The organism is Massilia sp. UMI-21, assembly GCA_015277795.1.
Lineage (GTDB): Bacteria > Pseudomonadota > Gammaproteobacteria > Burkholderiales > Burkholderiaceae_D > Telluria.
Window position 1 is genome coordinate 5,012,624 of sequence record CP063848.1, and the last position, 11,773, is coordinate 5,024,396.

At 63.4% G+C, this 11,773-nt stretch carries 8 protein-coding genes and 2 pseudogenes; 5 read left to right on the forward strand and 5 right to left on the reverse strand.

All coding sequences use genetic code 11. The annotated features are described in order from the left end of the window. Positions 1-4 precede the first annotated feature (4 nt). A complete protein-coding gene (locus tag IM543_22055) occupies positions 5-592 on the forward strand; it encodes a DUF2946 family protein (protein QOY94143.1) in 588 nt (195 codons plus the stop codon). A gap of 182 nt (positions 593-774) precedes the next feature. Here IM543_22055 and IM543_22060 read toward each other — a convergent pair whose 3' ends face one another. Then, on the reverse strand, positions 775-2,436 hold the full coding sequence (locus IM543_22060) for a M48 family metallopeptidase (GenBank protein ID QOY94144.1): 1,662 nt from the start codon (positions 2,434-2,436) through the stop codon (positions 775-777). Positions 2,437-2,440: 4 nt separating this feature from the next. On the opposite strand from IM543_22060, the gene moaC reads away from it, so the two are divergent. Further along, positions 2,441-2,947: a cyclic pyranopterin monophosphate synthase MoaC gene (moaC, locus tag IM543_22065; protein ID QOY94145.1), complete on the forward strand. Its 507-nt coding sequence runs from the start codon at positions 2,441-2,443 to the stop codon at positions 2,945-2,947. 49 nt (positions 2,948-2,996) lie between these two features. On the opposite strand, the gene IM543_22070 is transcribed toward moaC, so the two are convergent. Beyond that, complete coding sequence (locus tag IM543_22070; protein ID QOY94146.1) at positions 2,997-3,401, reverse strand: LysM peptidoglycan-binding domain-containing protein; 405 nt, start codon at positions 3,399-3,401, stop codon at positions 2,997-2,999. Positions 3,402-3,743: 342 nt separating this feature from the next. Between IM543_22070 and IM543_22075 the strand changes: the two genes are divergently transcribed. From IM543_22075 to IM543_22085, 3 genes and pseudogenes are all read left to right on the forward strand, one after another. Then, on the forward strand, positions 3,744-4,412 hold the full coding sequence (locus IM543_22075) for a flagellar brake protein (GenBank protein QOY94147.1): 669 nt from the start codon (positions 3,744-3,746) through the stop codon (positions 4,410-4,412). A 54-nt stretch (positions 4,413-4,466) separates the two neighbouring features. Next, a pseudogene (locus tag IM543_22080) lies at positions 4,467-5,725 on the forward strand (IS3 family transposase). A gap of 329 nt (positions 5,726-6,054) precedes the next feature. Next, the gene (locus tag IM543_22085; protein QOY94148.1) at positions 6,055-8,160 is read left to right on the forward strand and encodes a S9 family peptidase; all 2,106 of its coding nucleotides are present in this window, start codon (positions 6,055-6,057) and stop codon (positions 8,158-8,160) included. Positions 8,161-8,284: 124 nt separating this feature from the next. Here IM543_22085 and ltrA read toward each other — a convergent pair. The 3 genes and pseudogenes from ltrA to sucD all read right to left on the reverse strand — a co-directional run bounded on the left by ltrA (position 8,285) and on the right by sucD (position 11,760). Then, positions 8,285-9,625, reverse strand: a pseudogene (gene ltrA, locus IM543_22090) (group II intron reverse transcriptase/maturase). 463 nt (positions 9,626-10,088) lie between these two features. Beyond that, a complete protein-coding gene (locus IM543_22095) occupies positions 10,089-10,535 on the reverse strand; it encodes a pilin (protein ID QOY96812.1) in 447 nt (148 codons plus the stop codon). 343 nt (positions 10,536-10,878) lie between these two features. Next, the gene (gene sucD, locus IM543_22100; protein QOY94149.1) at positions 10,879-11,760 is read right to left on the reverse strand and encodes a succinate--CoA ligase subunit alpha; all 882 of its coding nucleotides are present in this window, start codon (positions 11,758-11,760) and stop codon (positions 10,879-10,881) included. Positions 11,761-11,773 lie beyond the last annotated feature (13 nt).

Here is an 11,773-nt window from a genome sequence, read left to right on the forward strand (position 1 = left end):
GACTATGGACGACATCGTAAAACAGGCAATGGCCAGATGGCCGAACGTGCCCCACTGCTACGGCTGGCTGGCGCTGGATGCGCGCGGCAACTGGCGCATGCGCGACGAGGCGGCGCAGCGCGCCAATGCGCCGGGGGACAAACTGAGCAATGCGGCGCTGCTCGGTTTCATCAACCGCAACTACGCCCACGACGACCAGGGCCGCTGGTTTTTCCAGAACGGCCCGCAGCGCGTGTACGTGAACCTGGAAGCGACGCCCTTCATCGCGCGCACCGACCCCAGCCAGGGCTTCGTGCTGCAGACCGGGCAGGCGCTGGCCCGGCCGGAGTCGGCGTTCATGACCGACGCCGGCGCCCTGATCCTGCAGGCGGGCGAGATCGTCGCCCAGCTCGACGACCGCGACGTGGCCCAGGTGCTGGCACGCATGGAGCTCGATGGCCGTCCGGCCTCGGTCGAAGCGATCATGGCCTGGCTCGAGGACGACACGGCCGAACTGGCGCTGGTGACGGACGCGGGCCGGGTGCGGGTGGAACGGCTGTCGGCGGAAGCCCTGCAGCGCCGCTTCGGCTACGTGCAGGCGCCCGGGATGTAGGGTGGGCGGCTCCACCCCGAACTCGACGCTGACTGTACCTCTCACGCCGCCCACGCGTTCAGCGCACGGACGCGTTGTGGCATACATGTACCGGTTGAACGCGCGGGCGGCACCGACGCCACCGGCCGGGCAAGCCGCCGGGTGGCGCCGCCCACCCTACGCTTAGCGGGTAACTTTCCGCGTCACCTTTCCTTGTCTTCTTCCTTCTCGGCCTTCTGGCGCGCCTTCAGCGCGCGTTCGCGCGCATCGATGACGGCCTGGTCATAGAACGACACATCGCCCGCCTTGCGCGCCAGCTCGAGCTGCGCCACCGCCGCCGGCAGTGCGCCGGAGATCGCATACGATTCCGCCAGCGCCATGTGCTGCAAGGCGATCTTGCCCTGCTTCGAATAGGCGCGTGCCAGCATGTCATGCAGCTTGCCGTCTTCGCGGTAGAGCTGGGTCTGCTCACGCAGGTAACGGGTGGCCTCGTCGTATTTCGCGGTGGCGATCAAGGCCTCGCCATACTGGTGGGCGATGGCGCGCGACAGCGGAAAGCGCTGGCGCGCCGCATCGGCCTCTTTCAGCGCCTCCTGGGCGGCCGCCGGCGGCTGGCCCGGGGCCAGCTTGATCTCGATGGACATGCCGGCGAACATCGCCGCGCCGTCGCCCGCGGTGGACGCCACCGACAGCACGCCCTCCTTCGGCTTCACGGTGGCGCGCGCCTTGTCGAGCCAGTCCTGCGCCTGGGCGAGCTTCCCTTCGCGCAGCGCCAGCACGGCCAGGCCGTACTGCGCGCCGGCCTGCAGCTGGCGATGCGACTCCTTCAATTGGGTCTCGAGCGCGGTCCGGGTGTCGCGGCGCCCGCTGACGCTCTCGTCCTGCAGCACGCGGGCACGCGCGCGCACCAGCTGGAAGTCGAGGTTGTCCACCCGCGCTTTCTTGGGAATCGCGCGGATACGCGCCTGCATGTCGACCAGGCGCTCGGCCGTCAGCGGGTGGCTGCTCAGGTGGGCCAGGTGGGCGGGAATATCGCCGGCCAGCTTGCTGGCGCTTTGCAGGCGCTTGAAGAAGCCCACCATGCCGGTCACGTCGTAGCCGCCGGCGCCCATGATCTGGAAACCGACGCGGTCGGCCTCGCGCTCGGCGTCGCGGCTGAAATTGAGCTGGCGCTGCACGGCCAGGCCCTGGCCGCCCATCAGCACGCCCATCGCGGCATCCGGGCTCGACTTGGCGGCTAGCGCGGCCAGGATCATCGCCGCCAGCGGCAACAGCACATCCTGCTTCTGCTGCCCCAGCATGCGGGCGATATGGCGCTGCGATACGTGGCCGATCTCGTGCGCCATCACGCCGGCCAGCTCGGACTCGTTCTGCGCCGCCACGATCAGGCCCGTATGCGCCGCAATGAAGCCGCCCGGCAGCGCGAACGCGTTCAGGGCGGTATCGCGCATGGCGAAGAAGGAAAAATCGGCATTGGTCTCGCCGCGCGCACCCGGCGCGGCCGCGACCAGCGCATTGCCGAGATTGTTCAGGTATTCGATGATCGGATCGTCGTCGAGGTAGGCGGGATCGCGCCGGACGTCGAGCATGATCTCCTCGCCGAGCTTGCGCTCGAGCACGGGCGACAAGTCCTGGCGTGCGCTGTCGCCGAGCGTGGGCAAGCGGAAATTGTCTGGCTTCTGCAGGGGCTCGGCGGGTGCGGCAATGGCAAAAGCGGCCGCCGTGCACAAGGCCAGGGCGGTCAACGCAGGGCGCCAGCGGCGCGCCGATGCTGGGCTGGGAGCGTATTTCACAATGCTATGATACCCCCATCCGCCGCCGCGTTGCGGCCGGCGGCATACTTTGTTCCTCAACCTTGACACCATGGCAATGAGCACTTCCCACCCGAGCACAGATCAGCTGACCCACTTCGATGCCACCGGCCAGGCCCACATGGTCGACGTCGGCGCCAAGCAGGACACCCACCGCATCGCCGTCGCGGCCGGCACCATCCGCATGAAGCCGGAAACCCTGGCGCTGATCCAGTCCGGCAATGCGAAAAAGGGCGACGTCATCGGGATCGCCCGCATCGCCGCGATCATGGCCTCGAAGCGCACCGGCGACCTGGTGCCGCTATGCCACCCGCTGCCGATCACGCGGGTGGCGGTGGATTTCGAAGTGGATGCGGCTGCTTCCAGCGTACATTGCCGGGCGCAGGTCGAGACCATCGGCAAGACCGGGGTGGAAATGGAAGCGCTGACCGCCGTGCAGGTCGGACTGCTGACCATCTACGACATGTGCAAGGCGGTGGACCGCGGCATGGTGATGACCAATGTGCGGGTGCTGGAGAAGCACGGCGGCAAGTCCGGGGACTGGACTGCGCAAGCCGACCGCTGACGGCCAGCTGCGCTGCGCCGGCCTGTTCAGTTACCTGGAGCGCTCAAGCTCATGGGGCGGTCAGCCTCAGCTTGCGGCCAACGTGCAATTCCTTGGGATCGTTGACGTTATTCCATTTCGCCAGGTCGCCATGGTTGATCGCGTTTTTCTCCGCGATGCTCCACAGCGTGTCGCCCTTTTCCACCATGTACATGCCGTCGCCGCTGCCTTCCGTCGCGCCGGCAACCGATGAGCCCGACGAGCCCGATGCAGGTGCGGGTTCAGGCATGCTTGTCGCTGCCGGCGCGGCCTCCGTCTCCATCGTGGCAGGCGGCATGCTTGCTGGCGGGGTAGTCGTGGTCGTCTCGGCAGGTGTTACCACGACAGGTTCCGGTGCCACCGGCACAGGTTCGTCTTTTTTACAGGCGGCCAGCAAAGGAATGCAAGCGAGTGCGGTGAGTAGTGTTGTTTTCATATCGACCTCCATCAGTTAATTGAAAGGAGCTGCCGTCACATGACAGCAATGCGCCGCCGGCTCGACCATGCCAGGCGGCACCGGATAACGCCCATACGTATGACAGTATGCGCCGTGACTAAAAAATCAAGAACCATTCTGCTAATTTTCTTCGATCTTCATGCATCTTTCGTTAAAAACTTCGAATGCTCGAGATCGGCACTTGTGCGCGAACGGGCAGGCTGCAGGCGCCGCTCGAATTCCCTTCAATATTCACCATGATAATGGGGGCGTTGAGGAACCAAATAAACTGATATGATGCCGCCTTTTGCCCTGCCGAGGGCGAGCCAGACTCAGCATCAAATGATCACCGCACCGACACGGGAACTCACGCCGCAGGATGTCGAGTTCGAGACGATGAACCTGCAGGTCGGCGTTCGCCTGCAGGTGACGGCCTACCGCCACCTGAAGCCCGCCCAGTATTTCTCGACCCTGATCGGCTACGCCAAGGACGAGTACCTCATCATCAAGATCCCCACCGAGAATGGGGCGCCGATCGCCATGACGGAAGGCGACCCGCTGACGATCCGGGTGTTCTCGGGGGTGAACGTGTGCTCGTTCGCATGCTCGGTCGAGCGGGTGTTTCCGCGGCCGCTGAACTACGTCCACCTGTCCTTCCCGACGGCGATCCAGGGCACCAGCCTGCGCGGCGCGATGCGGGTCAAGGCCGAGATTCCGGCACGCGCGGCCAGGGTCGGAGACGATGGCTCGCTACTTGCCTGCATGCTGACCAACGTGTCGGTGACGGGAGCGCGGATCGAATCCGCCTATCCGCTGCCGCCCGGCAGCGAGCTCCTGACGCTGGCCTTCACGCTGGCGACCCCGCCTGCGAACGAGGGCGTGCCGGTCGAGACCCGGGCTGCGGTCAGGAACATGACGGTCGCCCGGCCGGCGCCGGACCAGCCCGACGTCTACACCTATGGCGTCCAGTTCGTCGACCTCGATCCCATGCACTATGAGATAGCCCCCTGATTCACCAGACACGGTCGGTGCGGTATCCTTACGGATAGGAATACGACTGTGAATATGACTAGGAACAACCAAACCATCGAAGTAGTGACAGTGTCCGAGGAGCGGCGCCGTCGCTGGTCAGTGCAGGAGAAAGCTGCACTGGTCAAGGAAACGTACGAGCTGGGGATGAGCGTATCGCTGGTCGCTCGCAAGCACGGCATCAGTGCCAGCCAGCTGTTCAATTGGCGCAAGCTGGAACGCGCGGGCGCCCTGGTGGCCGTCCAGTCAGGCGAGTCGGTGGTGCCGGCAAGCGAACTGGCTGCCGCGCGCGCCCAGATCGCACAACTGCAGCGCATGCTCGGCAAGAAGACGATGGAGGCGGAAATCCTGCGCGAAGCGGTCGAGGTAGCGCGCGAAAAAAAGTGGATTGCGCGCTCACCCTTATTGGACAAGGACGGCCAGTGAAGCCGGTCTGCGCTGTCCTTGGTGTAGCGCGCTCGAACGTGATTGATCGCCTTGCGCGTCCTGCGGACTGGATCGACGGTCGCACCTTGATCAGGCTTAACCCGGTTGCTGACGCGATGATTGCGGACGCCGTACGTGCCGAGATCACGGCATTGCCGACTTACGGCTATCGCCGCGCCGGCGCCCTGGTGAACCGCACGCGCAGCCTGATGGGCCTGCGGCCCGTCAATCACAAGCGCATGTACCGTGTGATGAAAGCAGAGGGTTTGCTGCTGCCAAAGTCGCCCAAGCGCCGGGACAGCGGCCGCGCTCATGATGGCAAGGTAGCCGTCGAGGAATCGAACCAGCGCTGGTGTTCGGACGGCTTCGAGATCGCCTGCGACAACGGCGATGTCGTGACGGGCGTATTCATGAAGGATTGCTGTGACCGCGAGATCATCGCCTGGCGTGCCTGGATTGGCCGCGGCCTGCCAGGAGAACCGGTGCGCGACATGATGATCGAGGCGGTAGAGGCACGCTTCGGAAGCACAAACGAGCGGGCGATTACGCTTGAATTCTTGAGCGACAACGGCGGCGCTTTCCGGGCAATTGAAACGCACGCCTTGGCACATGAACTGGGCATCAAGCCGGTGCACACGCCTGTCAACAGCCCGCAATCGAACGGCATGGCCGAGAGCTTCGTGAACACGTTTAAACGCGATTACGTCGGCGACATGGACCGGCGTGACGGCGCCGTCGTGCTGGCCCAGCTGCCCGACGCCTTCAGGCATTTCAACGAGGTGCATCCTCACTCGGCGCTGCGCTATAAATCGCCGCGCATGTTTAGAAAAGAGCGACCGCGTCAGGCTCTGGAAACTGACGCTAACTAAGCATCAGGCTGTGTCCGGGAATAGCGGGGCAAGATCAACTACACGCTGCTCCAGAACATGACCTACGAGGCATTGCTGGCAGACCGGCTCAAGATCGTCTAGCCGCCCCCCCGCCGGAACGGGACCGTGGCATCCAGTCGTCCTGGAGAGCCTGGCGGCGGCGCCTGTCAGCGCGGGCAAGTCGGGCTTGAACCGGCAATCCAGGCCGCTCGAGCATTCGACAGTCTCGCGGAACACGCTATCCGGCCCGGGAGTTTTACCTCATGGTAAATTGCTGGCCTGCGTGCACGGCGTCCTGCCGCGCACCGTGACGACTACAAGGATGGAGCATGAATCTTCGTTTGCCGAGTTTACTGCCGGGATGCCGGATCAGCTTACTACCGGTCGCGGCAGCGACCCTGGCCGCCACCAGCGCAATGGCCGCGCCACGCGGCTTTACCGTGGAAGACCTGGTTAACATGGAACGGGTGGGCAGCCCGGCCGTGTCGCCCGACGCCAGTCGCGTCGTCTACACCGTGCGCAGCACGGACATCAAGAAGAACCGCGGCCACACCGAGCTGTGGATGGTCGACCTGGGCGCCGCCAATCCGGCGCCGCAGCGCCTGACCGAGCACAGCGCGAGCAGCACCGAACCGGAATGGTCGGCCTCCGGCGACGCCGTGTATTTCCTGTCGACCCGCTCGGGCTCGTCGCAGGTGTGGCGACTCCCGATTGCAGGCGGCAAGGCCGGCAAGCCGGTGAAGGTGACCGACTTGCCGCTCGACGTCGAGAGCTTCCGCGTGGCGCCGAGCGGCGACCGCGTGGCGATGAGCCTGTCGGTATTCCGCGATTGCGCCGACCTGGCCTGCACCAAACAGCGCCTCGATGCGGAAGAAAAAGACAAGGCTAGCGGCAAGCTGTACGACCGCCTGTTCGTGCGCCACTGGGACACCTGGCGCGATGGCCGCAACAACGTGCTGTTCTCGGCGCCGCTCGACCGTAGCGGCAAGCTCGGCGGCGCCCCGGTGAGCCTGTCCGGCGCGCTCGATGGCGACGTGCCCTCGAAGCCTTTCGGCGACCGCGAGGAATTCCGCTTCAGCCCGGACGGCAAGAGCCTCGTGTTCGCAGCCCGCATCGCCGGCAAGACCGAAGCCTGGTCGACCAACTTCGACCTGTACACCGTGCCGGCCGCGGGCGGCGCCGCGCCGCGCAACCTGACGCCGGACAACCCGGCCTGGGATACCAAGGGCGTGTACTCGCCCGATGGCGGCACGCTCGCCTACCTGGCGATGGCCCGTCCCGGCTTCGAGGCCGACCGCTACCAGATCATGCTGATGGACGTGGCCAGCGGCCAGAAGCGCAAGCTGGCCGCCGACTGGGACCGTTCGGCCGGCAGCCTGCAGTGGCGCGCCGACGGCAAGGCCCTGATCGTCGATGCCGAAGACCTGGGCCAGCACCGCCTGTTCTCGATTGACGTCGCCAGCGGCAAGGTCACCGCGTTGACCGGCAAGGGCGCGGTGGGCGGCTTCGATGTGCGCGGCGATACCGTCGCCTACACCCAGGCCAACCTGGCCTCGGGCGCGCAGCTGTTCACGATGAAACTGGGCGGCCAGCCCACGCAGCCCACGCAGTTGACCAAGCTGAACGCCGAACGCCTGGCCGACGTGCGCTGGGGCCAGTACGAGCAGTTCAGCTTTGCCGGCGCCAACGGCGATACCGTCCATGGCTACGTGATGAAACCCTGGAATGCCGAGCCGGGCAAGAAATACCCGGTGGCCTTCCTGGTGCACGGCGGCCCGCAGGGCAGCTTCGGCAACGGCTGGAGCTACCGCTGGAATCCGCAGGTATATGCGGGCGCCGGCTATGCCACCGTGTTCATCGACTTCCACGGCTCGACCGGCTACGGCCAGAAGTTCACCGACTCGATCAGCGGCGACTGGGGCGGCAAGCCGCTCGAGGACCTCCAGAAGGGCCTGGCTGCGGCGGTGCAAAAGTACCCATGGCTCGACCGCGAGCGCAGCTGTGCGCTGGGCGCGTCCTATGGCGGCTACATGATGAACTGGATCGCCGGCAACTGGAACGACGGCTTCCGCTGCCTGGTGAACCACGACGGCGTGTTCGACAGCCGCGGCATGGCCTACTCGACCGAGGAACAATGGTTCACCGACTGGGAAAACGGCGGCGCCTATTTCGCAGTGCCGGACAATCACGAGCGCTTCAATCCGGTGCTCCACGTGAACAAGTGGAAAACGCCGATGCTGGTGATCCAGGGCGACCTCGATTTCCGCATTCCCACCGCGCAGGCCCTGTCGACCTTCACCGCGCTGCAACGCAAGGGCATCGACAGCCAGTTGCTGGTGTTCCCGGACGAGAACCACTGGGTGCTCAAGCCGGCGAACTCGCTGCAGTGGCATCACACGGTGGTGAACTGGCTGGATCGTTATTTGAAACGGTAAGCGGGGTGCTGCCGCGGCAGCATTTTTCACTGTAATCGGCATAGGGGCGGTCAGATAGTCTGACCGGTCCCCTGCCACACCACCCGGCATGCGGGTCCGCACCGGGCGGTTCGAGTAGTTGAGGTTAAGTGAGGCGAGGCATGCCAAGACGGTCCAAGTAGGCAATCGTCAGCACGTTGTTCAAGGCAAGCTTGCTGTTGTGCCACCAGCGGCGGCCATTCCTGGCCATCAGCAGAGCAACATTGGGTCTCGCCCCTAGTTTCAGCAGCTCGCGGTAAATCGTCGTTCCACGCTTCCAATGCTTGAGGTGGATTGCACGCAGTCGATGACGCATCCATTCGTCCAGCCTGTTCAAGACCTTCGGAGTCTACGCCAGACCGAAGTAGCCCTTCCATCCCAGCACGTAAGAACGCAGTCCTTCAATCACCTGTTCGATGCTCCGCCCGCCCGATCGGCGGGTAAGCTGCCTGATCTTTTGCCGAAACGCCTCCTGCGCCTTCTTCGACACCGCGCGTTTCACCTCGCCTTTCGGGGCCATCCATAGTTCATAGCCAAGAAATTTGCGGCCAAACGCTTTGGTCACTGCACTTTTCGATTCGTTGATCTTCAGGTGCAGCTTGTCGTATCGGCGCTTGAGCAGGGCCATCACCCGTTCGCCCGCCTTCTGGCTGCGTACGTACACGTTGCAGTCGTCGGCATAGCGGGCAAAGCGATGCCCCTGTCGTTCCAGCATACGATCCACCTCGTCGAGAAGCACGTTGGCCAACAGCGGCGAAAGCGGTCCGCCTTGCGGCGTTCCTTCTCCCCGTTCGACCACCACACCACCATCCATGATGCCCGCGTTCAGATAAGCGCGCACCAGCCGGATCACTCCAGCGTCGTTCACGCGTTTCCTCAGGCGGTCGATCAGGATGTCGTGGTTGACCCGATCAAAGAACTTCGACAGATCGACGTCGACCACGGTGCGGTAGCCATCTTGCACGTACTGCTGCGCTACTAGCACGGCATCACGCGCACGCCGGCCGGGCCGGAACCCGTGGCTGTGTTCACTAAAGGTGGGATCGATCAGCGGTTGCAGCACCTGTAGTAGTGCCTGCTGGATCAGACGGTCGGTCACGGTGGGTATCCCCAGTTCACGCTCGCTTCCATCCGGCTTCGGAATGCCGACGCGCCTTACCGGCATGGGCCGGTACGTGCCATTCATCAGTTGCTGTCTGATGAGAGGCCAAGCGTGCTTCAAATGCTGTCCGGTCCGGGCAATGTCCAGACCATCGACGCCTGCGGCTCCCTTGTTCACCTTCACGCGTTTCCACGCGCGTTGCATGTTATCCCTCGCGAGCGCTTGCGTGAGCAAGTCTCGCCCTGTGCCTGTCATGTCCTGTCGCGGGAGCCGTGTTTCATCGCTGGTCACTTTGGACGAGGCTTCACCCCGCCTTACTGCGACCCGCCCCGCTGTTGCGGGCATCTGATGCTGTACACGATTCATCGACAAGTTGTTCGACACTCCTACTCGTTCGGCCCTTCGCTAAAAAAAAACTCAGCTACTACGGCCTCTGCTGACTTCTCGCTCCGATTTTTTTTCATCGTCGCCCTTTTAGGCATGAGGCGAGATCTCCCCAGGTAAGAACGCACTCCTTCACTGCACAACCGCCGGATCTACGCCACTTCGCCTTGACCACAAGAGCTTCGCGGTTTTTGGCCCGCTCGCCCTGCTCGGCAGCGCCTTGTATCCGATTCTTGTTCATCGGCTCGCAGATTCGCTCCACGCTTCCTCCCCACGCTTGGTCGCCCTTACGCAGTTGCGCTTCGCTTCGCTCGCTGTGGTCAGCTTGCGGCGGGACTTGCACCCGCAAGAGTGCGCCCATGCTGGGCGCACCAAAAACAAAGAGACCGCCGAGGCGGTCTCTTTTTACTTAGATACAGCTTAATTACTGTGCCTGGGTGCAGCCGGCCGGGACGAACTTTTCATCCGCGAGACCCGTTGCCACGCAGTGGTAGGTACCTGCGGTAGTGCGGTGCAGGGCGATGGTCGGGGTTGCACCCTCGGCAGCCAGACGGCCCGGGTTCTTGACGGTGCAGGTCAGCACTGCGGTGTCATCGCCCGGGGCAACAGCGGCGTTCTCGCAGTTGGTGGTGTCCTCGCCCAGACCCGACTTAGCAAGGTACTCTTCTTCAGTGGAAGCGGTTCCTTCCACAACAGCCAGCTCGTAGCCAGTTTTGCCGGCAGCAACCTCACCGTAAGCGGCACCTGCTTTGGTCTTGGCGATGTAGTCCTGGTATGCCGGAATTGCCACAGCAGCCAGGATACCGATGATCGCGACGACGATCATCAGCTCGATCAGGGTGAAACCGCCTTCAGCTTTCTTGGTTTGCATTTGCTTGATGTTCATTTCTATCTCTCCAGGTGGTGTTTCAGGTAATTGGGTTACTGCTTGTTGCCACGCTTTCTTATATGCAATCGGCGTGCCAGCCCAAAAAATGCTGATTTTATTAGCACCGAGATAAGGAAACCCCGTGCCAGGACAAGTTTTGGCTTGATGAGTGACAAATTTTGTCACCTGAGGCCAGCAATTTTTGTCAGTTGGATAGTTTACGTTACGCAATTTGTCATGCCGGACGCGATCTGGCTGGCACGGGTGATGGCGACGCACGGACATGGAGGCAAAAAAAAACGGGGAGCCTCGGCTCCCCGTCTTCGTCGACCGTGAGGTCGTCAGATTACAGCATGGCCTTCAGCAGGCGCGCCATTTCCGACGGGTTCTTGGTGACGGTGATGCCGCAGGCTTCCATGATTTCCAGCTTGGCTTGCGCGGTATCGGCGCCGCCCGAGATCAGCGCGCCGGCGTGGCCCATGCGCTTGCCCGGAGGCGCGGTGACGCCGGCGATGAAGCCGACGACCGGCTTCTTCATGTTGTCCTTGATCCATTGAGCAGCGTTCGCCTCGTCCGGGCCGCCGATCTCGCCGATCATGATCACTGCATCGGTATCCGGATCGTCGTTGAACATGCGCATCACGTCGATGTGCTTCAGACCGTTGATCGGGTCGCCGCCGATGCCGACTGCCGACGACTGGCCCAGGCCCAGTGCGGTCAGCTGACCGACTGCTTCATAGGTCAGGGTGCCCGAGCGCGACACGACGCCGATGCGGCCCTTCTTGTGGATGTGACCCGGCATGATGCCGATCTTGATTTCGTCCGGGGTGATCAGGCCTGGGCAGTTCGGGCCCAGCAGCAGGGTCTTGGAACCGGCCTTGGCCATGCGGTCCTTGACTTCCATCATGTCACGGACAGGGATACCTTCGGTGATGCAGATTGCCAGGTCCAGTTCGGCTTCGACGGCTTCCCAGATCGCAGCGGCAGCGCCTGCCGGCGGAACGTAGATCACCGACACGGTGGCGCCGGTTTCCGACTTGGCTTCCTTGACCGATGCGTAGATCGGGATGCCTTCGAAGTCTTCGCCAGCTTTCTTCGGGTTCACGCCTGCCACGAAGGCTTCACGGCCGTTCGCGTAGTCGCGGCACATGCGGGTGTGGAACTGGCCGGTTTTGCCGGTGATACCTTGGGTGATGACTTTGGTGTCTTTGTTAATCAGAATCGACATGTTATTTCCTTTG

Coding starts and splice junctions, on each gene's coding strand:
- IM543_22060 (QOY94144.1), bottom strand. CDS start 2,436: ATGGTGTCAAGGTTGAGGAACAAAGTATGCCGCCGGCCGCAACGCGGC.
- sucD (QOY94149.1), bottom strand. CDS start 11,760: ATGTCGATTCTGATTAACAAAGACACCAAAGTCATCACCCAAGGTATC.
- moaC (QOY94145.1), top strand. CDS start 2,441: ATGAGCACTTCCCACCCGAGCACAGATCAGCTGACCCACTTCGATGCC.
- IM543_22070 (QOY94146.1), bottom strand. CDS start 3,401: ATGAAAACAACACTACTCACCGCACTCGCTTGCATTCCTTTGCTGGCC.
- IM543_22055 (QOY94143.1), top strand. CDS start 5: ATGGACGACATCGTAAAACAGGCAATGGCCAGATGGCCGAACGTGCCC.
- IM543_22095 (QOY96812.1), bottom strand. CDS start 10,535: ATGCAAACCAAGAAAGCTGAAGGCGGTTTCACCCTGATCGAGCTGATG.
- IM543_22075 (QOY94147.1), top strand. CDS start 3,744: ATGATCACCGCACCGACACGGGAACTCACGCCGCAGGATGTCGAGTTC.
- IM543_22085 (QOY94148.1), top strand. CDS start 6,055: ATGAATCTTCGTTTGCCGAGTTTACTGCCGGGATGCCGGATCAGCTTA.